The sequence below is a fragment of the Xanthomonas sp. CPBF 426 genome (assembly GCF_903989465.1).
Classification (GTDB): Bacteria; Pseudomonadota; Gammaproteobacteria; order Xanthomonadales; family Xanthomonadaceae; genus Xanthomonas; species Xanthomonas euroxanthea.
Map to the genome: position 1 here is coordinate 680,717 of NZ_LR861805.1, position 24,668 is coordinate 705,384.

The following is a 24,668-nucleotide window of genomic DNA, read 5'->3' on the forward strand; positions in this document are numbered from 1 at the left end:
TGGCGATGTGGGACCGGTGGCGATGACGCGCTTCCTGGCGGTGGATGGCCCCGATCATGGCAGTTTTCCGCCGGCCGGCAACTGGCTCACGGGGGCCTCATCCTCAGCTGCCGTAAATTGACCCCGGCGGGTCAGCGAACTAGATTGACTCCCCCTATCGCCATGGAGGCCGGCCTTGCGCCAGATTCTGACCCCGAGCCTGCTGGCCCTTTTGCTTACGGCCTGTAACGCCCCGGAGACAAGCATGACCCAGACCCAATCCCCCGCAACCGAGGCCGCCGCAGAAGCCGACGTCGAGGCCGGTGGCCGCGGCCTTGCCAAGTTGAATCCCAACCCGCGCAAGGCGTATGAGGTCACCCTGACCCTGGACAAGGCGCCCGGTGCGTTCGGTCTGGTGCAGGGCGCGGCGCAGTACGACGTCAGCAACGAAGCCGAATGCGGCAAGATCCAGCCCGAAACCGGCACCGCCGGGCGCATCACCAGCCAGGAGGACTTCGCGCTCAAGAAGATCTCCGACACCGAGTACCGCGGCACCGTCTATCTGGACCTGATGCAGGACGAGGACTATTACGGTCGCGGCGTCTGCCACTGGGAATTCAGCGGCGCCAGCGTGCTGCTGAAGGCCACCGGTGCAGAGGAAGAGACCCGCTTCCTGTCGTTTATCGAAGGCAAGACGGTGCAGGCGCAGCAGGCGTCTACTGAGTATTACTGGAGCGAGCGTTATCCGCGTTCAGAGATGAGTGATTTCCCGGACATGGGGAAGCACAACGCTGAAGAATTCAAGCCAGAAATTCGCGACAAGCTCTTCACCATCACGTTGGCTGCCAAGGAAGTTGCGCCATGACCATCCCATCTCAACAGTACGCTGGCTTGTCGGAGGATGTTTATAAGGATCGCGCGGTAGGTCGGCGCGCGCCTGGCCAGGAAGAAGTCGTCACGATTGAAGGGCAGCGTTACGCCGTTCTCGAGCACGTCAACAACAAGTCCAATGGCTATCAAGGCACCATCTATCGCCGCGAAGGCAGTGGCGAGATTGTAGTTGCGCATCGAGGCACCGAAGGCGCAGTCAATGATGTTCTCACCGATGCGAAGATGGTCACCTCGCGGACCAACCCGCAAGCGGCCGATGCGTTGGCGCTGACCAAGAACGCATTGGGCTACGCAAAGGAGCTTGGTAAGGAAGAGGGGCGCACTCCCGAAGTCACCGTCACCGGCCACTCCCTGGGCGGTGCGCTTGCGCAGGTCTCCGCGCACCACTACGACCTCAAGGGCGAAACCTTCAACGCCTACGGTGCAGCCAGCCTGAGTTACCGCATTCCCGAAGGCGGCAACAGCGTGATCAACCACGTGATGGCGTCGGACCCGGTCAGCGCGGCCTCGCCGCATTTCGGGCAGGTGCGCATTTACGCCAAGCCGGATGAAATCGCCACGTTGAGCGGCGCCGGCTACAGCAACAGCAAGGCCAATTTCCTGATTCCCGACTACCCGCTGGTGGCGGCCGGCGGTTCGCTGGGCGCGCACAAGCTGGGCAACTTCCTGGGCGAACATTCGGCGCTTACAGATTCCAACGCGCGTCCGCTTGCCGAAAAGAACGCGCGCATGATCGACGAATACCGCAGCGATGTGGACGGGCTGCGCACCGGCACCACCATCCTGACGCGCAGCGCGCGCGGACTCGGCCAGGACGCCATCGACGCCATCCGCGGCCCGCTCGCCCCGGGCGAGCCTGCCAAGCGCGACGTGCGCGAACATGGCAACGAGCACACCTCGCTGCGCATCGATCAGCCGGGGCATGTAGGCAATGCCTTGTTCCAGGACGCGCAGCGCGGCGTGCAGGCACAGGATGCGCGCGCAGGGCGCACACCCGACCAGCAGAGTGCCCAGTTGTCCGGCTCGCTCGCCTCGGAAATGCACGCCGCCGGCGGCCAGCGCATCGACGCGGTGATGATGAGCCCCGATGCCGCCCGCACCTTCGCCGTGCAGGGCCGCGTGGACGACCCCGCGCAGCTGCGGGTCAGCGTGGAGACCATGACCGCGATGAACACGCCGCTGGAACAGAGCAGCCAGCGTGTGGCCGACAACGCCGCCCGCCAGTCGGTGGCGCTGGAGCAGCAGCAAACGCAGACCCAGCAACAACAGCAGGGCGCACGCGCGCTGGGCTGAGTGCGCTCATGCATGCACGGCGCGGAGCGGCCGACAAAACTGCTGCCCAGCCGTCAGATGGGCGCGGCTGCTTCTCGGAAACGGCGTGGACAACGCATGCATTGCGGTGCTGAGCGCGCCAGCCGCACCATCTGATGGCCGCTCGCTACGCGCTGGGAGTCGCGCTTGATGCGGTGACTGCGTCCGACTCGCAGGGCTGACGCGGCGACGCTCGATCTGCCAACTGCCGCCATCGAATGGTGCACAGGAAAAACGCCGGCTTGTCCGGCGTTTTTCGTTTCGGTTGCTGCCGATCCACGGACGCGAGCTTGTCGAGTGCGCCGAGCGGGCAGGGCAGCTGGAAGGCGAGGCGGCCTTCACCCGTCGGGCTGCTGCTGTCGAGCTGGAATCGCAGCTTGCCGCGTAGCGCCGGTGACGGTGATCGAGCCAGGGTGGTCGTTACAGAATCAGCTGTCAGCCGCAGCCGCAGCCGCAGCCGCAGCCGCAGCCACAGTCACAGCCACAGTCACAGCCACAGCCACAGCCACAGCCACGCAGCCGCAGCCGCAGTCACAGCGCAGCGCAGCCGCGGCCACAGCCACAGCGCGCGGTGAGCGGCGTGCGTACGGTGATGGTGTGCGCTTCCAGCAACGCGCCCCGGTGCCGGGAAGTCGGCAGCACGTCGCCGCATCGCATCGAGCCAGGTCTGCTTGTGCTGCCCTAACAGTCGACCACGCCTGCCACCTCAGCGACCGATCGCCAGTGACAGACCCGCTGCGCACTACCGCGCCGATTTTCTGTTGCACCCGCACAACAATGCGCTGGCGAAAATATCGCCAGTTCGCTGGCGCAAGGCGTTCGCTACCGCGAGATATGCCGCAACGGCGCAGCAGCTATAGCGAGCGCGACAGCATTGCGCCGCCGTGCTGGAATCGCCACCGTCTTGCAGCGCGCGTGGCATCGCGGCATTGCCCGCATCGCCGCACAACCCGCAGTGAGGTTCAGGGGGGAGGCAGGGCGCCATGTGGCGCGACATCCATCGATCAAGGGAGAGGGTTTCATGCGCATTTTTCGTACGGGCTATTGCCGTGTGTTGCTGGTGCTGCTGCTGGGTGGCCTCAGCGCCGGCGCCGGCGCGCAGGGCATCGCCAAGGGCGCCGATGTCAGCTGGCTCAACCAGCAGGCTGCGGCCAACCCGCCGCAGGTGTTTCGCGATGCGGCCGGCAACACCACCGACTTCATCAAGCTGTTCAAGGATGTGGGCGGCAACGCCATCCGCCTGCGCGTGTGGGTCAACCCGTCCGGCGGCTGGAACGATGGCCGTGACACCCTGGACAAGGCCAAGCGCGCCGCCGCGCAGGGCATGCGCATCATGATCGACTTCCACTACAGCGACAGCTGGGCCGACCCGGGCAAGCAGACCAAGCCGGCCGCCTGGGCGGGCCACTCCGTCGCCCAGCTCAATACCGATGTCTACAGCCACACCCAGGGCATCCTCAAATACCTCAAGGACAACGGCATCACCGTTAGCTGGGTGCAGGTGGGCAACGAGATCAACAGCGGCATGCTGTGGAACGAGGGCAAGACGCCCAACTTCGCCACGCTGGGCCAGTTCATCAATAGCGGCTACAACGCCACCAAGGCGGTGTACCCCAACGCCAAGGTCATCGTGCACCTGGCCAACGGCTACGACAACGCCAACTTCCGCTGGTTCTTCGACAACCTGCGCTCGGCCGGCGGCAAGTGGGACGTCATCGGCATGTCGCATTACCCGCCGGTGGGTAGCTGGCAGGACTACAACGCCCGCCTGGACACCAACATGCGCGACATGATCTCCCGCTACGGCAGCGACGTGGTCGTGGCCGAGGTCGGCATGGACTGGCAGCAGGCCGCCACCACCCGCGCCATGCTCACCAACCTGCTCAGCCGCAGCAATGCCATCGGCTCGCGCGTGCTCGGCATCTTCTATTGGGAGCCCAACGCCTACCCCGGCTGGCAGGGCTACACCATGGGCGCAGTCAACACCAACGGCCAGCTGACCGAAGCCCTGCAGGCGTTCTAACCAACCCGCCCCGTAGGAGCGCACCCGGGCGCGACGGGGCGTTACCGGGAAGGCCCGTCGCGCCCAGGTGCGCTCCTACGGTTGGGCGTGCAGAAACGCCAACTGGCCGCGCAATCGCTACCTCGACGCTACCTGCCCGCCAGCACCGATGGCCGGATGTTCTGCCAGAGACCGCCTGCCGCACCCCCAGACCTCACGCCCCTCGTAGGAGCGCACCCGGGCGCGACGGGCGTTACCGGGAAAGCCTGTCGCGCCCAGGTGCGCTCCTACATCGGTTCGTTCCGCGCCGGGCCCGGCGGCCACCGCCCGCCGCCGGCCCTTATCCTTTGGTCGTACACCGGCAGCGCCCGCTGCGCCGGATCCTCGCCCCGCCGGCATCGGTACCCCACCCACGCACGACACCGTCCCATTCCATACGCACCCGTAGCGAGGAATGGCAACAGGTGCGTGCGGTACACTTGGGGGTTCACGAATTCACGATGTCGACACACCCGCGGGGTGTGTCCCCCCGGGAGCGCTAATGAACTGGTTGAACGAAGTGCTGCACAACGATCCGAACCCGCTCGAGACGCAGGAGTGGCTCGAATCGATCAAGGCCGTCATCGACGTCGAAGGCCCGGAGCGCGCCCATCAGCTGCTGGAAGGCATGGTCGAACAGACCCGCCGCGCCGGCGCTTACCTGCCGTTCTCGCCCACCACCGAGTACGTCAACACCATCGCACCGGCCAACGAGGCCAAGAACCCCGGCGACTCCGCGCTGGAGTGGAAGATCCGCTCGATCATCCGCTGGAACGCCATGGCCACCGTCGTGCGGGCCAACCGCAAGCCGGGCGACCTGGGCGGCCACATCGCCTCGTTCGCCTCCAGCGCCACGCTGTACGACGTGGGCTTCAACCACTTCTGGCGCGCGCCCAGCGACCAGCACCCGGGCGATCTGCTGTTCATCCAGGGCCACAGCGCCCCGGGCATCTACGCCCGCGCCTTCCTGGAAGGCCGCATCAGCGAAGCACAGCTGGACAACTTCCGCATGGAAGTGGACGGCCAGGGCATCTCCTCCTACCCGCACCCGTGGCTGATGCCCGAGTTCTGGCAGACCCCCACCGTGTCAATGGGCCTGGGCCCGCTGGCCGCCATCTACCAGGCGCAGTTCATGCGCTACCTGGAAAACCGCGGCCTGATCGAGAAGTCCGACCGCAAGGTGTGGTGCTTCATCGGCGACGGTGAGAGCGACGAGCCGGAAACCCTCGGCGCCATCGCGCTGGCCGGCCGCGAAGGCCTGGACAACCTCATCTTCGTGGTCAACTGCAACCTGCAGCGCCTGGACGGCCCGGTGCGCGGCAACGGCAAGATCATCCAGGAACTGGAAGGCGTGTTCCGTGGCGGCGGCTGGAACGTCATCAAGCTGCTCTGGGGCGGCTACTGGGACGCCCTGCTGGCCAAGGACACCGACGGCGTGCTGCGCAAGCTGATGATGGAAACCGTCGACGGCGAATACCAGAACTGCAAGGCCTTCGGCGGCGCCTACACGCGCGCCAACTTCTTCGGCAAGTACCCGGAGACCGCGGCCATGGTCGCCGGTCTGTCCGACGACGACATCTGGCGCCTGAACCGTGGCGGCCACGACCCGCACAAGGTGTACGCCGCCTACCACCAGGCCGTGAACACCACCGGCATGCCCACCGTGATCCTGGCCAAGACGGTCAAGGGCTACGGCATGGGCTCGGCCGGTGAGGCGCTCAACCCCACCCACCAGACCAAGAAGCTGGACGATGCGGCGGTCAAGCACTTCCGCGACCGCTTCAACATCCCGGTGACCGACGCCCAGCTGGAAGACGGCCAGGTGCCGTTCTACCACCCCGGCGAAGATTCCCCGGAAGTGCAGTACCTCAAGGAGCGCCGCAACGTGCTGGGCGGCTTCCTGCCCTCGCGCCGCCCCAAGGCCAGCAAGTCGTTCGTCGCGCCCACGCTCGACAAGTTCGAGCGCCTGCTCAAGGACAGCGGCGAGCGCAGCTATTCCACCACCATGTCCTTCGTGCAGAGCCTCAACATCGCCCTGCGTGACAAGGAGCTGGGCCCGCGCATCGTGCCGATCGTGGCCGATGAGGCGCGCACCTTCGGTATGGAAGGCATGTTCCGCCAGATTGGCATCTATGCCCCGTTCGGCCAGAAGTACAAACCGGTCGATGCCGACCAGCTGATGTACTACCGCGAAGACCAGACCGGCCAGGTGCTGCAGCAGGGCATCAGCGAGCCGGGCGCCATCGCCTCGTGGATGGCCGCCGGCACCAGCTACTCGGTGTCGGATGTGCCGATGCTGCCGTTCTACATCTACTACTCCATGTTCGGCTTCCAGCGCGTGGGCGACATCGCCTGGCAGGCAGCGGACATGCGCACGCGTGGCTTCCTGCTCGGCGGCACCGCCGGCCGCACCACGCTCAACGGCGAAGGCCTGCAGCACGAAGACGGCTTCAGCCAGGTCATCGCCGGCTCCATCCCGAACGTGCGTAGCTACGACCCGACCTTCGGTTTCGAAGTCACCGTCATCATGCAGCACGGCATGAAGGCGATGATGGAAGACCAGATCGACGAGTACTACTACATCACCCTGATGAACGAGAACTACGCCCACCCCGGCATGCCGGACGGCGCAGCCGAGGGCATCATCAAGGGCATGTACCTGCTCAAGGACGCCGGCAAGCCCAAGAAGGGCGAGCTGCGCGTGCAGCTGCTGGGCAGCGGCACCATCCTGCGCGAGGCCATTGCCGCGGCCGAGCTGCTGGACAAGGACTTCGGCGTTACCGCCGACATCTGGTCCTGCCCCAGCCTCAACGAAGTGCGCCGCGACGGCTACGCCGTGGAACGCTGGAACCGCCTGCACCCGGAGGCCGAACAGCGCAAGCCCTACGTCACCCAGCTGCTGGAAGGCCGCCAGGGCCCGGCCATCGCCGCAACCGACTACGTACGCGCCTTCGCCGACCAGATCCGCGCCTTCGTCCCGATGACCTACACCGTGCTCGGCACGGACGGGTTCGGTCGTTCGGATACGCGTGCCAACCTGCGCCGGTTCTTTGAGGTTGATCGTTACTACATCGCGCACGCGGCCATTGCCGCGCTAGCGAAGGATGGCAAGATGACAGGTAAGGATGTGGCCCGGGCGATCAAGCAGTACAAGATTGATCCTGAGAAGGCGAATCCTGTTGGGGTTTGATTGAGCTAAGAAGGCGGCCACTGGTCGCCTTCTTTTTATCAGTGGAAGATGAAAGGGGGGGGCATGAAATTCAAGGAGCTGAAGCTCAAAGATTGGCAGCAATTCGCGTCCATCGAAGTGAGCTTGGATGAGCGCGTAACAATTCTTACGGGGGCTAATGGGAGTGGTAAGACCACCATCTTGTCCCTTCTTGCTCGGCATCGAAACTGGTACGTGCCTTCTCTCGCCACTCCTAGATCAGACTTGAAAACTAAGGCGATGAAGTACTTTCCCTTGGCTCGTCTGCTCTGGGGAGCGGACAAAAATGATCGATCGATCGGTTCGATCGAATACGCAAGTGGCGCATTAGCGCGTCTCCATGTTCCTGATACCGAGAATCCTCAGTATCAGGTTCAGATCGATAACCAGCAGATGGTTCCGGTATTTTTCATACCATCTCATCGGCAAACCTTTGCTTATCGACGGATATCAAGTATCAGTACGGTAAGAAAAGAGCGGCAGTCGGCCTTTGATGAGTTTCAGAACGTTTATATTTCTAGGCTCCACGGAAGCCACAGCGCAGAATCTACAAGTTCTGTAATCAAGGGCACTCTTCTCGGCTGGATGATCAACGGCTACGGCGTGCGCAGTGGGGCCAAGGTGATTATGCCGCAGGATCCCACGCAGATTAAAAACTTTGAAGGGTTTCGAGACGTACTGCGCAAAGTGCTTCCTGAAAATCTCGGCTTTGAGGATCTTGAGGTCAGAGACTATGAGTTGGTATTCTCCTGTAATGGAGGTGCCGATGATTTTCTATTGGAAACCTCCTCCGGAGGGGTGGCGGCACTTATCGACATGGCATGGCAGATATTTATGTTCGACGGCAGTGGACATGAAACCTATACCGTGGTTATCGACGAAGTGGAAAATCATTTGCATCCGAGCATGCAAAGAACTCTCTTGCCGAAGATGATTGAGGCGTTTCCTCGGGCTCGCTTCATTGTGAGTACCCATAGCCCCCTTGTCGTAACATCTGTAGAGGGTGCGAGGGTGTACGTGTTGCGATATGAGCAGAAGAAAGTCGTATCAACCGTTCTGGATCTCAAGTCCGAAGTGAGAAATGCCCTCGATATTTTGGATGAGGTTCTTGGCGTTTCTACCACTTTGCCTGCTTGGGCGGTTGAGAAGTTGGCCGGAATAATCGATGCTCATTCAAGTATGGCCACAAGTTCTGATTCACTTCGTAAGCTGCGATCAGACCTAGCGAATGCTGGACTTGAACGGCTGTTTCCTCAGGCGATCACCGCCATTGCGGAGAATGAACATTGATTAGCATCATTCGACCCGCGTGCCCGGACCTGGTAAAGCTTGCTTCCAATTACAAGTATCACTTAAACAAGCAGGCGCTAATCGACGCTTCTTGGGGGAAGTGCATGTACTGCGAAAGCAAGGTGTCACACGTCTACTTTGGGGACATCGAGCACATCAAGCCGAAGGCCCAAGATAAGTATCCTCACCTAGAATTCGAATGGTCAAATCTTGGGTTCTGCTGTGCTGTCTGCAATAACTCTAAGAGTGATCGTTACGATGAAGAATGTCCGCCGATAGACCCCTACGCTGAAGACCCTGGCGACCACCTCTTTCCGTTCGGAACTCTACTTAGGCACAAAGCGGGCAGTGAGCGCGGCCAAACTACGGTCACTCTCGCTAGCCTTAATCGAGCCGAGTTGATTGAGCAGAGAGCCCTGCGTCTCGAGCAAGTTCAGTCTGCGATCGATGCCTGCTATCGAACTAAGAGCGTTACGCTGCGGGAGTTGTTGCTTGAGGCGCTTTCCGCCGAGGGCGGTCCAGACAAAGAGTTCTCAATGTTTGTATCTGCGCTAGTGCGTGCAAACGAGAGGCGCTGACCCTGGCCTATGTATCAAACTTATCCCGGAATAACGGGGTTGGAGTAACGGGGTTGGAGTAACGGGGTCAGGTTCACTTGGAGTAACGGGGTCAGGTTAACTTATCAGTCGGCGGTGTTCGGTTTGCGTGGCCGATGAGCGGGCCTGACGCCGGCAAAGCGGTGGGTCTTGGCTTCGACCATTGCGCGGAAGGCGTCGTGGCGCAGGGCTCGCTGCTGCTGTAGATGAAGGCGGATGCTGGTGAGCAGTTCGTTGGAGAGGGCTTCATCGAGCAGAGCACGGTAGGCGTTGGATCGCTCGATCGGGTCGCTGCCAAGCGCAAGCCAGCAGGGATGTGGCGTCAGCGCGGAGTGTTTGCGCTGGCCTAGGTTGGCTGGGCAACTGGATCAGCGGTACGCCGCTGGGTTGTCGGTCAGGCGAGCACGCACCGGATTGAGCTCAATGTAGCGATAGCAGCGAAGGACGTAGTCTGCACTGTCCACAAGACACGCTTTGTACCGCCCTTCCCATAGCGTACCAGTGCGCCCGTGGCGGCCATTGAACAATGCGACGTAGTTTCGTCCAAGCCGCTGCATCAGTTGACCGATTCGTCCCGCAGCAGACGGCGTGACTAGCAAGTGCACATGGTTGTCCATCAAGACGTAAGCGTGCAACTGGCAGCCTGTCGCGTGCAGGGACTCATGCATCAGGTGCAGATAGCGCAATCGATCGCCATCATCCAGAAAGCAGGGCAAGCGGTTGTTCCCGCGCTGCACGATGTGCTGCGGGATGCCGGGAAGGTCGATGCGCGGAAGTCTGGCCACCTGCAAGACTCGCAGTAATAACGGGGTCAGGTTCACTTATCAATCGACGGTGCTCTGCTTGCGTGGCCGATGCGCGGGGCTGACGCCAGCAAATCGGCGGGTCTTGGCTTCGACCATCGCGCGGAAGGCGTCGTGGCCTTAATAACGGAGTCAGGTTAACTTATCAGTCGGGGGTGTTCGGTTTGCGTGGCCGATGAGCTGGCCTGACGCCTGCAAAGCGGTTGGTCTTGGCTTCGACCATTGCGCGGAAGGCGTCGTGGCCCAGGGCTCGCTGCTGCTGCAGATGAAGACGAATGCTGGTAAGCAGTTCGTCGGAGAGGGTTTCATCGAGCAGAGCGCGGTAAGCGTTGGATCGCTCAGTCGGGTCGTTGCCAAGCGCAAGCCAGCAGGGGATGTGGCGTCAGCGCGGAGTGTCCGCGCTGGCCTAGATTGGCCGGACAGCTGGACCAACGATACGACGCCGGATCGTCGGTCAGGCGAGCGCGCACTGGGTTGAGCTCAATGTAGCGATAGCAGCGAAGCACGTAGTCAGCACTTTCCACGAGGCAGGCTTTGTAGCGTCCCTCCCATAGCGTACCGGTGCGCCCGTGGCGGCCATTGAACAGCGCGACGTAGTTGCGCCCAAGCCGTTGCATCAGTTGCCCGATCCGTCCCGCTGCAGGTGGCGTGATTAGCAAGTGCACATGGTTGTCCATCAATACATAGGCATGCAGCTTGCAGCCCGTGGCCTGTAGGGCCTCATGCAGCAGGTGCAGGTAGCGTAATCGGTCGCCATCATCCAGAAAGCACGGCATGCGGTTGTTCCCGCGCTGCACGATGTGCTGCGGGATGCCCGGAAGGTCGCTACGCGGAAGTCTGGCCACCTGGCAAGACTCGCAGCAAGGTATTGGTTCTGACAGCGAGGACACCCTCCCAAAGGGTAAGGCTGCAGCCTGAAACTTGCGTAGGAAGTAACCTGGCCGCTGTCAGCGGTGTATAAATAAGCAGAGCCATAGACGCGCGGCTCGCTAATCTTGCTTAAAGTGAAGGGATCCACATGCAACGATACGGGCAACTACTGTTATGTGTTCTGGTCTGCTCAGGCATCTCGCTGCTGACAACTTGCCAGGCACAGACAACCCAGACGCAGGACGTGCCAACGCGCGTTGCGGCTGATGGGCAGCTTCCCATCGTACGGCCGCTGCAGTTGACGGCGATGAACAGTCCGATGGTGGTCGAATTCAACGTGCAGCCTCCTGGCAAGAGCGCGACTGGCACACTGTTCCTGGGTATCCGCGTCGGTGACGAGGATGCTCTGAAGTCACTTGAAGCTGCTCAAGCGCTCCGCAGATCCGGCCTGCGAGCTGAGCTTGTTCTGAAACGGCTTGAACCAAGCGTCGCAGTCAACATCCCATTGGTGCGTGTTGAATCGCAGGCAGGCGTCCCCGCTCGGACCATCGCTGTGAGTGCAGACGGGCGTGTTCCAGGCGTGTGGCTGGACGATGTGGATGGCTCGTCCCTTCAATCTGCGGGTCTTGAATCTCCAGAGCGTCGCTACACGCAGCTTGCCTTCGCATGGGCGCAAGGAATTCAGCCTGGCAGGTATCAGCTGAGCATCAGGCTGCTTGGCCAGCCGCCGCAGTTGGCATCGATCGAATCCGAGTTGCTGGTCGCTTACCGGCACAAATCAAAGTAGGAACACCTCATGGACGATAAATACGCTGTCACTCTCTACGTTGCCGCGCCAGGGACACCGCTTCTTGATGGTGGAACATCAGCGGCAGGGCACATGTATTACACAGTCACGCACGGGAAGGAACAAACCAGCTTCGGGTTTGCGCCCATCGAGCACGGCGTGATGTCAGGGCCTGGAAAGGTCTACAACGATGACGCCGATCAATACCAAAAGCCTTTCTATCAACGCACGATGGAGATCAGCAAGGATCAGTACGAAAAATTGATGGAGTTTGGTGCAAAGCCCGGCGAACACGGCTTCAATACGCAGTATCACGGCGCAATGAACAGTTGCATCGATTACACATGGGGTGCTGTCAATTACGCCGGTCTGCATCGTACCGACCTGAAGTTCATACAGGATAAGGACTTCGAGGGTGGCCTGAAACCGCTCAGCAACGTTGAGTACATCCGTAGTATCAAAGCCCCTGTTCCCGGCAGCGAATTGAACACTGAGCAATACAACCCGATGCCGGAGCGGACACTCCTGCAGCGCGTGATCAGTGATGCGCAGTTGCCAGACAAGGACCGTGAGATGCTCAACACGATTCGGGAACAGGTTGCAGGCATCGATCAGCAACATGGCAGGGCCTACGATGCCACTAGCGAGAAGATTTCCGTTAGTTTGCTGGCAACCGCGAAGGAGGGCGGACTGAGCCGCGTAGACCACGTGGTTCTCGGAAACACTCCCGGTGATGGAGCAGGCCAGCGCCTATTTGTAGTGCAAGGCGAGTTGGATAACCCTGCTCACCTCAGAGCATCGATAAAGGCCGAAGAAGCAGCAAAGACACCTGTCGAGCAGTCATTCGCAAAGGTCGAGCAAATCTCTAACACCCAACAAGAACGTGCGTTGGCAGCACAGCAGGAACCCCCACTTGAGCAAAGTCGGGCGCCGATGCAGATGGGTTGATCGCCGTTGGTTTGGCTGGGAAAGGGAGCCGGTTGGTGAGGGAATGGCTGGGTCAATGTGCTTAGCCGATAAGTCAGCTTGACGCCGGCGAAGCAGCCGGCCCTTTCTTTGAGTATCAGGAAGAAGACGTCGTGGTTGCGCTGCTTCCATGGCTAATTGCGAGTTACGAGGCTGGACTATGGGGCGCGTTGTCAAGGCAGTGTTGGTTTTGGGGCTTGTGCTTGTGGCCGCGCCTACGGGTTGGGGTTCTTTATTCGCTACCAACTGCCACGGTGACGGCTGCCTGGGTATTCTGGTGCTATGGCGGTAGGGTTACTTCTCGCGCTGTTAATGATGCTTGGGTTGATTACTCGCGGCTTAGTAATCCGTTGGAAAGGTGGCAAGTTCCCTCAACAAACATGGCAATTGTGTGGGATCGCATTGGCCTTTTGGGGCGGGATCGTGGCTTTGGGATACTTCTTCGCCACCACGCGGTCCTAGGCCGGCAGGAGCGGTACACATGACATGAGCGATCTCGCAGAAGCCTTTCTATCACCCGACCAAAACTAGTCGCCGCTTCGTAAGTAGGTCGCTTAAAGTGCTGTTACCTGCTGGATAAAATTTTGTGCAATGTCTCAACTGCTTAGGTCATGTGAGAATGCGCTCTCGGCAATAGCTTGAATTTAAGAAGTAGCAATGATGCTGTTATGCGGGGTCGAGTTAACCAGCTGCTTCTCATAGGAAAAAGCACCTGGTCTTTAACGTCTTGCTGAAAAATTCAGTGAATAGAGCCTGCTGCGGACGTCGAAGCTCGCGTCTACTAGGATCTATCCGGCGCAGTTGGTGATTGAGGTATGACAGGCGACTCTACGGGTCTGCCGGGATCTGTCAGACCTGCACGCAGAGCTTGAGTGTCCTTGACCGCTTTCTCCTTGGCTTTTGCATAGGTGTCTGTAGCTTCGGAAACCAAGACGCCGAGCCGCGCCCGCTCGGCGTCTAGCTCCGCTGTATCGATACCCATTGAAGCAACCTCTTGCGAAGTCATATCCAGCGAACGCTTGGTCGCGATGAGCGCGTCGAGCATGTCTTTCGCGGAATCAGCTAGTGCTTGGATGGCCGCGATCTGCGCGAGCACTTCGTGTCGTTTCATGTCGACCAGGTTGCCGAGCATTAGAGTTGGATCATAGGGTGTGGCAGATGGCACGGTGAAGGCTCCTGATGGTTAAGGTGTCTATGTGTCCGAGATTAGCTTTCTTCTACTAACGCGGCACTGGAGGCGGTTTCACAAGCAGTCAGGTCATTTGTAGCGTGGGGCGACTTGAGGGAATCATTGATGCGTTTGATCCAGATCTCGCCGGCATCAGCCGCCTTTTTCTCCGCGTCGCAGCGCCACAAGCTAATGAACGCACCAATTCCGCACAGTGCTGCAGCAGTTGCGTAGATCCATTGCGAGAGCCCGCTAACTAGGGGCGCGACATAGGCTGCCACCATTGCCAGGCAGGCAAGCAGGAAATAGCGCACCAACGACCAGCGGTGATTCAGCCATCTGCGAACTGCGCGCTTGTGCCGAGTGTGAGCCCAGCGCACCATTTGGGTGTCTGAGTCGTAATGGTAGAACTCCCAGATCTCCGAAAGGTCCATCAGTGCCTGGCTGCAGTGTGGGTGGCTCAGGGCAGTGCGGATGACATGAGCAGGTAGCGGTTGTCCATAGAGATGGCGAACGGTGACCTCAAGCCACAAATTGTCATCTGCGCGCTTGGGGTCCCAGTGCTCAAGGAATTCCCGTCGATGTTGACTTCGCCTGCCATGAAGATCGAAGAGACCGCGCGTTGCATAAATGATGAGCGCGAACAACACGATTGGGATGAGTAGGCCGGGGCCGCCGGCAGCGATCATATCCTTGAACATTCACCCCTCCTCAATGAGCGTGAAGACCACGATGGTCGGCGGAAGTGCGGACGCAAGATCGGCAGCAGACGTCACGTCTGCAGATGCCGACTCCGCGTTCAGTTCGTGACCGGAAGGGCCGCGATCCTGGAGACACCGGGCAGCCGCTGTGTATAGAGCTTGGCCATGTCATCGGGGTTGACCACATGTGCAAAGTGCTCGAGGCCGATGGTCAGGAAATCACCATGGCGACCGTCGCGCTTGACTCCCACTTCAACGGCCTTGAGCGCGCTGATCCAATACCAGGAGACGTTGTCATTGTCCTCGCCTCTGTAGGCGTACCAGAGCGGGATACGGAACATGCGCTCGAACGCGACCGCTTTCAGCAGCTCTTTCTGCAGGCTTAGCGTGAAGCAGGGCGAGCCATCCCATTCCTTCAAGTCGAAGTTTTTGGCATCTACGGCAATCAGTCCGATGGAGTCGAGCAGGACCATGAAATCCGGTCGCTTGATCTCACCCGTGAAGAGTGGGGCGAAGCTTTCCCTTGCCTGGCAGACCGCAACGTAAGACAGGCCAGAGTCGCCAAGCCACTTGCAGAGATCCGTCTCCCCAATATCGCCTTTCTCCTTGATTGCCTCCTTGGTACCTACGATTGACTCAGAAATTCTTCGCAAGATTGACATGTCGTTCCTTCAAGTGGCGCGGAGCGCGGTATACCGAAAGCAGCAAACCATTGCATCGGTGGCAGTGCGCAACTCCTTGAGAACGGATCTTCGGTTTTGCGATACGAGTCACTGGCTGGGCGATCGATGCCAAGCATTTGCGGCGGGCTTGCCCTATGGGCGCGAAGTCAGGCAAAGGCCTTAAAGTGACTATTGACATGCCACGCCCTGCACTCGCAATCTAGGCGCAAGGAGCGTCGAAACTCCTCACAGAGCGGTACCCACCTCCGTCAAACCGGTGGGTTTTTTGTGCCTGCATCCTGCAGGTACAAGCCGATGCGATGCCTGCGTCGGGAGGGCGGCTAATACAACACCCGCAAGGGGAATATGCCCGCCGGCTCTGTGCGGTTTCGAACCTCCCGACATCCCGTCGCCGTTGGCGGCGGTTCTTGGGTTGTTCCAGGAGGGCATTGCCATGTCTACCGCACCATCCATGCCGGTATCTGTGCCGGTTGATCTGTTGCCAGCTTCCGCTCACCGCCTGCGTTGGGATGTGGGCGAGGTACTGCGCCGGCTCGTCGCACGCGCAGCTGTTGAGCAGGCAAGCGACCATCCCGCGCATCCGCTGAGTCGCCAGCTCGCTGTGTTGCCGCACACCTCCAGCCGCCGGTTCGCACGCAGGGCCGTGCCGTTGCAGCAGTGCGTCGCCGCATCCATCACCCGCCATCACCGGGAGGCGCCATGACACGCCGCCGCCCACCCACGGCATCTGCCAGCACACGGCCCACCCGCACGCGTACGCGTCCCGCGCCGCCCAAGCGGGTGCAGTGGGTCGTTGTGGAACCCGACCGCACCAAGCTGCCACCGATGCTGCCGCCCGACCCGGACGCCTCCCCGCAAGGCCCCGGCACGCTACGCGCACCCCGCCGCGCCCGCCGCCCGCGCCAATGCACCGTCAGCTACACCCATTACCCCGGCGCCCACGACCACGGCGGCGACCAGCACGTGCCCCACGTCCGCCTCAGCGGCCTGTGGCTGGAACAACTGGGCTTTGCCATCGGCACCAAGCTGCGCATCACCGCCAGCGAAGGGCAGCTGCTGATGGAGGTGTTGCCGCCGGTGGAGGTGCCGGTAGCGACAAGCAGGGCGCGACGCTAGGCTGGGGGCCGACGGCCTGAGCTGGCACTAGGCTTGGCCAGAGGCGCGGGAAAACCCTTCACCTACGTGAGTTTTGTTCCCTAGCGTATTCCGTTGCTAGCCTATGAAGCGAAGAGATCCGCGGCCACTGTATTGGCCGGAACGTGCCCGAACTGGTTGCGTGATGTAACTTGTCCAGCCTGGACACATATAAGGGTACACGGCCATGAAAGGCATTGGGAATAGTTGTTATGCACTAATCTTTGCCGGAGTCCTTCTGCTGCCTGGGTGCGGTCAAGCACAGCCGGAACCTGGTAGCCCGCAAGCGGCGGCCACCGCTGCGACGCCTGCTTCTACTCCAACCATAAATGTCGATCCACCGCGACCTGCCCAGGTTGGGATCGGCACCTATGTCACCGAAGGTGGGTGGGGGCGCCTGATCATTGATGCACCCAAGGGCCAAGAACTTTCGAAGTTCTCGTTGGACACAGAGAATGTCGACAGCGGATGTACGCTTTCTGGTCAGTTGGATAAAAGCGGCCACGCGGTTGTTTATGAAGGTGCAGAGGCAAGTCAATGCTCGCTTGTTCTAAAGATGGAGGCGAATGGTGTGGCCATCAGCACTTCGACCAAAGAGCAGTGCCAGGCCTATTGCGGAAGCAACGGCAGCTTCGAGGGAATCTATAAGCGTGTGTCTTCAAGCTGTGCCACCGATGCGATCGAGAAGGCGCGTCACGACTTCAAATCCTTCTACGATAAAAAGAAATATGTCGAAGCCAAGGGTGTGCTTGCGCCCATTTATCAGAGCTGCGTTCCGACTATGAGTTTTGCCGATGAGGGCACACTACGGAACGATTACGCGCTCACGCTCTACAAGTTGAAAGACAAGCCAGGTTGCCTGTCGGCTTTATCCAAATACAAGCAAGATGCTGCTCGCACGGATGACCAGATTTCCGAAGGGATGGCGCCAGCGGTCGTTGATGAGTATTTGACCGTCATCCACGCTGCCCGCACGAACATAGCGCTTTGCAGCCGTTAGTTGATTGATTGTCAGCCAAGGAGAAGGAAATGCCACAAGAAACAGGACAACCAGCGCGGCCGCAGCTGAGTGATAATGAACTCAAAACACTTGCTTATTTTGCGATCGGCGTCGCATCAGAGGGAAGCATGGCAGGCAAAAACGTTGCCTACCAGCTTTCATTTGCGGGGTCCATCAATGATGGTGTAATGACTCCCATCGGCAATAGTGGATTTTCAATCGGGACACTGCAAACCGATCTCGGGCAACATCCAGATGTCGCAACTGGTCTAGTTGACGCCTATCAGGGATGGGCTAAGCAACAAACACCGGCTGTAGCTCTTTCAGAGCAGCAGCGCAGGCAAACCATCCACGACTTACAGCGGGATGGTCATGCCATCAAGGCGGAGAATGGAAGAGCACTTGATGGGACAGTCAAATCAAACATTGATCGATTTCTTGCTTCTGACGCGGGAGTCGCTTTTGTACATGAGCACGACCGAACTCAGGTCGAGCAGCTGATGCGAACGGGCGATGGCGCAAAAGATTTGGGCAGCGCAGTGCAGCAGCTACGCAAGACGGATCTATATGCAGATTCAGGTCTGAATGATCAAGCAAAGTTGGCAACGATGATCATGAAGCTCGAAAATCAGGCTGGACGTGGTCGCTACCCTGGCGTGCTACAGGGTATCAACGACGGGACGTTACAGAGTGTCGACGATGTAAAGACGAGAATCGACGGCATGCTTCCCAACAAGATCGTCAAAGGTCACGAGCAGGCGGACTACATCGAAAGCGGTGTAGAGCATGCACTTAAGGGTACCGCTGTCTTCAACGCGTTGCGTGAGGCAAACCAAGCAAGCCCACTCTCTACTGCGTACGGTAGCGTGGTGGCCGATCCACTCATCAATCCAACTGATGCACGTAATGGCCATGGCGCTGCTGATGTATCTCATCACTACGGTGTGGTTAAAACACTCTTCTTGCAAAACGGCGAAGCCCCAGCCTTTATCCAGTCAGTGGATCAAGGCGCAAGTCACGCATGGGGGCGCCCACAAGCTGAGGGAAAGAGCGGTCCAACCGCAGGCCGTTACTCTTCTGGCAACGATGTTGTCGTATGGAATCGTGACGGTCAGGGCCATGCAGTTATTGGTGGTGTGTGGTCGGATGCTTTACGCGGTAGTCTGAACCGTGAGCGGCACCAGGACGGAACGACTGATATCAATCGCGTTAACTCGGATGGCTCACACGAACGCCTGCTCCATGTTGATCCGCATGCAATTCCATTGCGTGTACGAGGTGAGGTCGGGCACCCTGAGCGGCATGAAGCGCAGCCTGTAGGGCCGACGCATGGCTCGCTCAGTCCATCGCAAGATCCCTTACATCGCCAGGCCGAAGATGCCGTGCGCCGCTTGGAGCAAGGCCTCGGCAGGGAGTACGACAACAACAGCGCCCGCCTTGCAGCAAGCAGCGCGTATCTAGCCAAGGAAAACGGGCTGGCGCGGATCGATCATGTCGTACTGAGCGAGAACACCAAGTCCGTGCGACAGGGCGAGAACGTCTTCGTGGTGGAAGGCGCGTTGAACGACCCCGCCCACAAGATGGCGCACATGAAGACCAACGACGCGATTGCACAGCCGGTCGAGCAGTCTCTGGCGCAGTTGCAGGCCTTGAACGAGACGCAGCGTCAGCAGCACTCCCAGCAGCAGGAGCAGCAGCGCGAGCAATCGATCGCTCCGCAGCACCGGATGGTGTAAGGACTACGGGTCTGGTGGTCTGGGATGTTCCTTTCGGGTAGTCGGATTTGTGGTGGGCATCTCGCATGATTGGCAGGGCGAAAGTGGTCGCTGCCCCAACCACCGTTCTGGTCATATGCATTTCGATCAGGTTGCCGGTTGTAGGCGTACATCCAGACTGAAGGACGGGGACATGATCTTTTTCTCGGCGCATGTGACTGACCCGGCGAGCGGCACAGCATGCGGTTGGGGATGCGCGGTGAGCCTGTTAGTGTCGATGGCGGCCTGTCTGATTCTTGCGGCGCCTGTTTCCGGCACTCCGGTCTTTCAGCAAGCTGTTGTAGCATCCGGAAGCAGAGCGCAGCCGGATGCGCCTGATGTAATGAGGCGACTTAGGCGAGAGATAGACCGCTTGGTCATCACGGACTTCAAGGATATTGCGGCGCTTGATTCTTTACTGACGACAAGACTCGGCCCCATCCAGTCACGAGATGGGATGGCTGTACGCGTCGGTAGCAATGGTCTGTTGGCAGGCGTCGCCGTGCGTAATATCGAGCTGCGGGGTGCGCAAGAAGATCGATCACGAACAACTCTGGTGATAGAGGTCTGGCCGTCCCGCGTTCTTTTCGATGATGCGGCCTGGGCAGATGCCCTCCCGTATCCGCCTCACCCAGATGCGCCCGGCTCCAGGGCTTACAGGCTGATGCAGGTCGGTACGACGCGAGTTGTCATTGGTCTAACCGAAGACCAGCTGCACGTGAGTTACATCACCATCAGCAAGACTTGATTCAACAGGTGCAGTCAGGTTGTCTGCAGGATGGATGAGGCGTCTGTGGTCAATTCACTGGAGGACAGCTGCGTCACGCCGTCCGATCGCATCTTGATCAAGAAGAAGTATCCGGGCGCTCACGGGCCCGTCGAGTTTCAAAAGGCGGCACATAGAAGCTGAGTAGTGGTCGACATTGCAGAGACGCATGCGCATTCGTGAGGTGAGCACACGCATTGGTCTAGTGCACGCTTCGTAGCAAGCGGCGTAGCCGTTATCTGCAACTGCTAAAGCGTGCCGCCTCGCTGTTTGCATAGAGTGCGCGGGAAAAGCGTGACAACCGGGCGATGCTGCGCTCCGCTGCGCGTGCAGCGATCTAGTGTCGAGCGCGTGGTGGTCATGCCCCAGGCTGACTAACGCGCAAAACGTAGGGGGTTAGCATCGCTTGCCGTCATAGAGGAAGAGGTGGGGCTGCGGTTCGGGGTGCGGTGCCCACCACCCACTCTCCACCTTTTGGCTGCACTGCTCATGTTCAGATCCACTTGCACGGCCCTTGCGCGCGCATGGCGCTGGTGTGTTGTGTCGCAAGATGCGTGGGGGCGTTGGTGGGCAGCGGCACTCGGCCGAAGGCGCGGCGATCACGATGAGCTCGCGTGATGGGCCGCCTGCGGCGCGCGGCCAGCTGTCGCTTGGGGAAAGGGAGCGCCTGCGTGCCGAGTTCGACCAGGCGCTGGCCGCACTGCATCCTGAGCTGTTGGTGTACCTGCGCCGCCGTACGCGCGATGCCGAGACCGCTGCAGACCTGGCGCAGGAGACCTTTTCGCGGATGATGGTGTACCGCGATGCGCCCAACATCGGCGACCGCCGGCTGCTGATGTATCGCATCGCGCACAATCTGGTGATCGAGCTGCGGCGCTCGCGTCAGCGGCGGCTGGCGGCGCAGCACGTGTCGCTGGATCAGGTGGCGCCGATCAGGGCCGACGAGGCCGGCGTGGACGAGATTGCCGAGGCGCGCCAGACGCTCGATGTGCTGCTCAAGCGCACCTTGCTCGAGCTGCCGCCGAAGTGCCGGCTTGCGTTCAAGCTCAGCCGGTTCGACGGGCTCACCTATCCGCAGATTGCCGCGAAAATGGGCATCTCCATCAAGATGGTGGAGAAGCACATCAGCCGTGCGCTGCTGGCGTGTCGTGCGGCCGTGGGGGAGTTGCCGCAGTAACCGGCCTGCAAGGCCGCTGGCTGGCGCCGCCGGAAGTTGCTGGTAGCATCGTGCGCGAGGGCGCAGGGAGACCGCCCGCCGGGAGTCACCAGCCATGCGTGCAGAGTCCGAGCGTATCCATGCGCAGGCGGCCGCCTATCTCGTGCGACGCGGGTGCGAGAACGCGGCCGATCGTGCCGCACGTGAGGCATGGCTGGCTGCCGACCCGCGCCACCGTGTGGCCTACCAGCAGTTGCTCGAGGTGGACGCACATGCATCGGCAGTGCTGGATGATCCCGAGTTGCAGGCCGCCACTGCACACGACCTGGAGCTGCTGACGCCACCCTCCGGTCGGCGTCGTCGCTGGCCCTGGCTGGTGCTGGCAGCGATGCTGATTGCCGCGATCGGCTATGCGGTGCATCACCTGCTGAGGCAGTAGCGCGCACTCGGCACTCTGCACTGCGTGTCGCATAGACCGTTGAATGTGCGCTCTGCTGCAGCGCTGCCTGCATCTTGCACACGTTGTTGGTAGGGCATTGCGCTTGCGCAACATCACTTGTTGTCGGGGGACGCAATGGCGATGGTGCCGCGCCCAGGACGCGAAGGATGCACATGCACGCACGACGGGCAGTAACGGGGAGCGGTGTCGGTTTTGATCATGCACGCAGCAGGCTGGTAGTGGCGGTGATGGCGCTGCTGTCGCTGCACGAGCTTGGAGCGCAGCAACACGCTTCCGCGCAACGCGTGCAGGTACCTGCGGTGGAAGCCGACACGCAGCGCGTTGATGCGCCTGCCAACGTAGCCGTTGCAAGGCGTGCACTGACGATGACGATGACGATGCGTGCATAGCGCGTCGAACGTGCAGCAGGTGGTGGGGGAGGGCAATAGCGCACACAGCGATTGACGTGTCGGGGCTCGGATGGGTGCCGAGGCACTGTGCGTGCGCGACGATTGCTCGCAAGCAAAACAGTTAGCGATTCTGATCACTGTTCGCCGGTTGCGGGGTCGGTGTTTCAGCAGTCAGGTGCAGGACCGATCTTGCTCAGCTGGCGATGCGCACCGGGGCGACCGGAGTGCGCCGTCGGCGGGCCAACCAGGCAAGCCAAAGGACGCAGCATGAAGACACGTACGTTACGCAACGCCATTTCCATCGCCCTGTTCGCCATGGCGAGCGGCGCGGCAGGTGTGGTGGGGGCACGGGCGGGGACGGCGGAGGTGGCGACGGGACCTGAGGCAGCGGCGCAGAAAACGCCAGCAGCCGTGGCAATGAACGCAGGCGAGCCACCCAGGCCCAGCTCGCCGAGGCCTGCGATTGCGGCGGGTGCGCCGGCGCAAACCGCCGCGACCGAGTTGGAGTCCATCGAAGTCACCGGCACCCGCATCAAGGGCGGTGCAGTTCCGTCGCCGGTGATTTCGATCAGCGCAGCGCGTATCCAGGAAGAGGATTTCGGGGATCTGGGCGAGGTGATCCGCAGCGTGCCGCAGAACTTCTCCGGTGGGCAGAATCCGGGGGTGTTGAGCGGCAATCTGGCCGGGGCCGGCAATGCGAACCAGAACATGACCGGTGGCGCGAGCCTCAACCTGCGCGGGCTGGGCGCCGATGCCACGCTCACCCTGCTCAATGGGCGCCGGCTGGCCTATGGCGGATTCACCCAGGCGGTGGACCTCAGCGCGATCCCGGTGGAGGCAGTGGAGCGGCTGGAGATCGTGGCCGACGGCGCGTCGGCAATCTATGGGTCGGACGCGGTGGGTGGCGTGGGCAACGTGATCCTCAAGCGCGACTACGACGGGGTGAACGTCGGTACGCGCTTCGGGCGGGCGACGCAGGGTGGGCTCACCTCGCGGCAATACAGCGTCACCGCCGGCACCACCTGGCGCAGCGGTGGCGTGATCGCAACCTACCAGGACGTCTCCGCAGACCCGATCTACAGCCGTCAGCGCAGTTACACCACACAGCTGGTGGACCCGTCCACGCTGTATCCGGGCAGCGACCTGCGCAGCGGGCTGCTGAGTGCCTACCAGGCGCTGGGCGACAACGCCGAGCTGCGCCTGGATGCGTTACGCACTGAACGCGACCAGCTGCACTTTTATGCTGTCAGTGGCCGCAACAGCCGGGTCACGCCGACCACCACCAGCCTGCTGCTGTCGCCGAGCCTTGCGGTGTGGTTGCCCAACGATTGGATGCTGACGCTGGGCGCCACCGACGGCAACAGCAAGCACGATCAATACCGCCAGGAAACGGCGCTGGCCAGCGGTGCGGTGAGCGTGACCGACCTGTGCTACTGCAACGACAGCCGCAGCTACGAGCTGGGTGCCGAAGGGCCGCTGTTCGCGCTGCCGGCAGGCGATGCGCGCCTTGCCGCCGGGGTGGGGTATCGCAGCAACACGTTCCGCAACGTCAACCACGTCAACGGCGTGGAGACGATCGACGGCAGCGAAAGCGCGCGCTTTGCCTATGCGGAGGTGAGCCTGCCAGTGGTGGACCCGGCGCAGGGCGTGCCCGGTGTGCAGCGACTGACGCTGACCGCGGCGGTGCGCGGGGAGGACTACAGCAGCTTTGGCGGGGTGACAACGCCCAAGTTCGGTGTGCTGTATGCGCCTGGCAGCGACGTGACGCTCAAGGCCTCGTGGGGCAAGTCGTTCAAGGCGCCGACGCTGTTCGAGCGCAACTACGCGCAGGAGGCATGGCTGTTCCAGCCGGGTGCGTTCGGCGGGGTGGGCTTTCCCGCCGGGACGACGGTGCTGGTGGCCGATGGCGGCAACCAGGATCTGCAGCCGGAGCGCGCCATCACCCGCTCGGTCTCGCTGGCCTGGCACCCCGAGGCGCTGGATGGCCTGGAGGCGGAGCTGACCTGGTTCGGGGTGGACTACAGCAACCGCGTGCTGCAGCCGATCGCAAATGCCAGCCAGGCCTTGCGCAATCCGATCTACGCGCCCTTCGTGGACCGTATGCCGACGCCGCAGGCGCAGGCCGATGTGATTGCGCTCGCCAGCCGGTTCTCCAACTTTGCCGGCGTCGCCTACGACCCGAGCCGGGTGGCGGCAATCATCTACACGCAGTACGCCAACGTGGCGCAGCAGGACATCAAGGGGCTGGACCTGAGCGGTAGCTACCAGGTGGCGTTGGCGCGCGGCACGCTGACCTTGCGCGGGGCGGCGAGCTGGCTGGACAGCACGCAGCAGACGTTGCCCACGCAACCGGCGTTCGATCTGTCCGGCACGCTGTTCAACCCGCCCAGGCTAAGCAGCCGCGTGGGCGCGGTATGGAAGCAGGGCGGGCTCACTGCCTCGCTGTTCGGCAACTACCGCGGCGGGGTGCGCAACCGCGCCGATGGAGTGGAGTCGGCATCGTTCACCAAATTCGATATGGCGTTGCGCTACGCCACCGGCGCACGCCGCGATGCATGGGCGGGGCTGGAGTTCGGGGTATCGGTGGACAACGCCTTCGATCGCGCCCCGCCGTTGTACCGGGTGACCTCGCCGCTGTACGTGGCCCCGTACGACTCCACCAACTATTCGGCAATCGGCCGCTTCGTGAGCGTTTCGGTGTCCAAGCACTGGTGA

Annotated in this window: 20 protein-coding genes; 15 read left to right on the forward strand and 5 right to left on the reverse strand. The window is 61.2% G+C overall.

The genetic code is table 11. The features are described from left to right. Positions 1–244: 244 nt before the first annotated feature. The 5 genes from H7A87_RS02875 to H7A87_RS02895 all read left to right on the forward strand — a co-directional run bounded on the left by H7A87_RS02875 (position 245) and on the right by H7A87_RS02895 (position 8,720). On the forward strand, positions 245–844 hold the full coding sequence (locus H7A87_RS02875) for a hypothetical protein (protein WP_179464996.1): 600 nt from the start codon (positions 245–247) through the stop codon (positions 842–844). After that, entirely contained in the window at positions 841–2,163 is a 1,323-nt protein-coding gene (locus tag H7A87_RS02880; RefSeq protein WP_119129506.1) for an XVIPCD domain-containing protein, read from the forward strand. Before H7A87_RS02875 ends, H7A87_RS02880 begins: the two co-directional genes overlap by 4 nt. A gap of 1,039 nt (positions 2,164–3,202) precedes the next feature. Further along, positions 3,203–4,204, forward strand: a complete 1,002-nt coding sequence (locus tag H7A87_RS02885) for an arabinogalactan endo-1,4-beta-galactosidase (protein WP_119129507.1) — start codon at positions 3,203–3,205, stop codon at positions 4,202–4,204. 520 nt (positions 4,205–4,724) lie between these two features. After that, a complete protein-coding gene (gene aceE / locus H7A87_RS02890; RefSeq protein WP_104585704.1) occupies positions 4,725–7,412 on the forward strand; it encodes a pyruvate dehydrogenase (acetyl-transferring), homodimeric type in 2,688 nt (895 codons plus the stop codon). A 63-nt stretch (positions 7,413–7,475) separates the two neighbouring features. Next, on the forward strand, positions 7,476–8,720 hold the full coding sequence (locus H7A87_RS02895) for an AAA family ATPase (RefSeq protein WP_119129721.1): 1,245 nt from the start codon (positions 7,476–7,478) through the stop codon (positions 8,718–8,720). A gap of 964 nt (positions 8,721–9,684) precedes the next feature. Here H7A87_RS02895 and H7A87_RS20770 read toward each other — a convergent pair. Together H7A87_RS20770 and H7A87_RS02910 are read right to left on the reverse strand one after the other, a co-directional pair. After that, entirely contained in the window at positions 9,685–10,137 is a 453-nt protein-coding gene (locus H7A87_RS20770) for a transposase (protein ID WP_232087913.1), read from the reverse strand. 320 nt (positions 10,138–10,457) lie between these two features. Continuing rightward, entirely contained in the window at positions 10,458–10,964 is a 507-nt protein-coding gene (locus H7A87_RS02910; RefSeq protein ID WP_232087914.1) for a transposase, read from the reverse strand. Between the two features lie 173 nt (positions 10,965–11,137). On the opposite strand from H7A87_RS02910, the gene H7A87_RS02915 reads away from it, so the two are divergent. Beyond that, a complete protein-coding gene (locus H7A87_RS02915) occupies positions 11,138–11,776 on the forward strand; it encodes a hypothetical protein (protein ID WP_119129509.1) in 639 nt (212 codons plus the stop codon). A 9-nt stretch (positions 11,777–11,785) separates the two neighbouring features. Continuing rightward, a complete protein-coding gene (locus H7A87_RS02920) occupies positions 11,786–12,724 on the forward strand; it encodes an XVIPCD domain-containing protein (protein WP_119129510.1) in 939 nt (312 codons plus the stop codon). Between the two features lie 799 nt (positions 12,725–13,523). On the opposite strand, the gene H7A87_RS02925 is transcribed toward H7A87_RS02920, so the two are convergent. From H7A87_RS02925 to H7A87_RS02935, 3 genes are all read right to left on the reverse strand, one after another. Beyond that, entirely contained in the window at positions 13,524–13,874 is a 351-nt protein-coding gene (locus tag H7A87_RS02925; protein ID WP_119129512.1) for a hypothetical protein, read from the reverse strand. A gap of 74 nt (positions 13,875–13,948) precedes the next feature. Next, entirely contained in the window at positions 13,949–14,611 is a 663-nt protein-coding gene (locus H7A87_RS02930) for a hypothetical protein (RefSeq protein WP_119129513.1), read from the reverse strand. Positions 14,612–14,709: 98 nt separating this feature from the next. Beyond that, the gene (locus H7A87_RS02935; RefSeq protein WP_119129514.1) at positions 14,710–15,273 is read right to left on the reverse strand and encodes a hypothetical protein; all 564 of its coding nucleotides are present in this window, start codon (positions 15,271–15,273) and stop codon (positions 14,710–14,712) included. A gap of 720 nt (positions 15,274–15,993) precedes the next feature. Between H7A87_RS02935 and H7A87_RS02940 the strand changes: the two genes are divergently transcribed. The 8 genes from H7A87_RS02940 to H7A87_RS02975 all read left to right on the forward strand — a co-directional run bounded on the left by H7A87_RS02940 (position 15,994) and on the right by H7A87_RS02975 (position 24,668). Further along, positions 15,994–16,410, forward strand: a complete 417-nt coding sequence (locus tag H7A87_RS02940; protein ID WP_119129516.1) for a SymE family type I addiction module toxin — start codon at positions 15,994–15,996, stop codon at positions 16,408–16,410. Between the two features lie 205 nt (positions 16,411–16,615). After that, the gene (locus H7A87_RS02945) at positions 16,616–17,428 is read left to right on the forward strand and encodes a hypothetical protein (protein WP_147421120.1); all 813 of its coding nucleotides are present in this window, start codon (positions 16,616–16,618) and stop codon (positions 17,426–17,428) included. 29 nt (positions 17,429–17,457) lie between these two features. Beyond that, a complete protein-coding gene (locus H7A87_RS20775; protein WP_232087915.1) occupies positions 17,458–19,164 on the forward strand; it encodes an XVIPCD domain-containing protein in 1,707 nt (568 codons plus the stop codon). Positions 19,165–19,336: 172 nt separating this feature from the next. Then, on the forward strand, positions 19,337–19,930 hold the full coding sequence (locus H7A87_RS02955) for a hypothetical protein (RefSeq protein ID WP_147421121.1): 594 nt from the start codon (positions 19,337–19,339) through the stop codon (positions 19,928–19,930). A 622-nt stretch (positions 19,931–20,552) separates the two neighbouring features. After that, entirely contained in the window at positions 20,553–21,125 is a 573-nt protein-coding gene (locus H7A87_RS02960) for an RNA polymerase sigma factor (RefSeq protein ID WP_232087916.1), read from the forward strand. Between the two features lie 94 nt (positions 21,126–21,219). Continuing rightward, positions 21,220–21,543, forward strand: a complete 324-nt coding sequence (locus tag H7A87_RS02965; RefSeq protein WP_119129521.1) for a DUF4880 domain-containing protein — start codon at positions 21,220–21,222, stop codon at positions 21,541–21,543. Between the two features lie 167 nt (positions 21,544–21,710). Beyond that, positions 21,711–21,953, forward strand: a complete 243-nt coding sequence (locus H7A87_RS02970) for a hypothetical protein (RefSeq protein WP_147421122.1) — start codon at positions 21,711–21,713, stop codon at positions 21,951–21,953. 267 nt (positions 21,954–22,220) lie between these two features. Then, complete coding sequence (locus H7A87_RS02975) at positions 22,221–24,668, forward strand: TonB-dependent receptor (RefSeq protein WP_119129522.1); 2,448 nt, start codon at positions 22,221–22,223, stop codon at positions 24,666–24,668.

Bases quoted from the DNA above. Each gene is read 5' to 3' on its own strand.
- H7A87_RS02875 (WP_179464996.1), top strand. From the start codon at position 245: ATGACCCAGACCCAATCCCCCGCAACCGAGGCCGCCGCAGAAGCCGAC.
- H7A87_RS02880 (WP_119129506.1), top strand. From the start codon at position 841: ATGACCATCCCATCTCAACAGTACGCTGGCTTGTCGGAGGATGTTTAT.
- H7A87_RS02885 (WP_119129507.1), top strand. From the start codon at position 3,203: ATGCGCATTTTTCGTACGGGCTATTGCCGTGTGTTGCTGGTGCTGCTG.
- aceE (WP_104585704.1), top strand. From the start codon at position 4,725: ATGAACTGGTTGAACGAAGTGCTGCACAACGATCCGAACCCGCTCGAG.
- H7A87_RS02895 (WP_119129721.1), top strand. From the start codon at position 7,476: ATGAAATTCAAGGAGCTGAAGCTCAAAGATTGGCAGCAATTCGCGTCC.
- H7A87_RS02915 (WP_119129509.1), top strand. From the start codon at position 11,138: ATGCAACGATACGGGCAACTACTGTTATGTGTTCTGGTCTGCTCAGGC.
- H7A87_RS02920 (WP_119129510.1), top strand. From the start codon at position 11,786: ATGGACGATAAATACGCTGTCACTCTCTACGTTGCCGCGCCAGGGACA.
- H7A87_RS02925 (WP_119129512.1), bottom strand. From the start codon at position 13,874: ATGCTCGGCAACCTGGTCGACATGAAACGACACGAAGTGCTCGCGCAG.
- H7A87_RS02930 (WP_119129513.1), bottom strand. From the start codon at position 14,611: ATGTTCAAGGATATGATCGCTGCCGGCGGCCCCGGCCTACTCATCCCA.
- H7A87_RS02935 (WP_119129514.1), bottom strand. From the start codon at position 15,273: ATGTCAATCTTGCGAAGAATTTCTGAGTCAATCGTAGGTACCAAGGAG.
- H7A87_RS02940 (WP_119129516.1), top strand. From the start codon at position 15,994: ATGACACGCCGCCGCCCACCCACGGCATCTGCCAGCACACGGCCCACC.
- H7A87_RS02945 (WP_147421120.1), top strand. From the start codon at position 16,616: ATGAAAGGCATTGGGAATAGTTGTTATGCACTAATCTTTGCCGGAGTC.
- H7A87_RS20775 (WP_232087915.1), top strand. From the start codon at position 17,458: ATGCCACAAGAAACAGGACAACCAGCGCGGCCGCAGCTGAGTGATAAT.
- H7A87_RS02955 (WP_147421121.1), top strand. From the start codon at position 19,337: ATGATCTTTTTCTCGGCGCATGTGACTGACCCGGCGAGCGGCACAGCA.
- H7A87_RS02960 (WP_232087916.1), top strand. From the start codon at position 20,553: ATGAGCTCGCGTGATGGGCCGCCTGCGGCGCGCGGCCAGCTGTCGCTT.
- H7A87_RS02965 (WP_119129521.1), top strand. From the start codon at position 21,220: ATGCGTGCAGAGTCCGAGCGTATCCATGCGCAGGCGGCCGCCTATCTC.
- H7A87_RS02970 (WP_147421122.1), top strand. From the start codon at position 21,711: ATGCACATGCACGCACGACGGGCAGTAACGGGGAGCGGTGTCGGTTTT.
- H7A87_RS02975 (WP_119129522.1), top strand. From the start codon at position 22,221: ATGAAGACACGTACGTTACGCAACGCCATTTCCATCGCCCTGTTCGCC.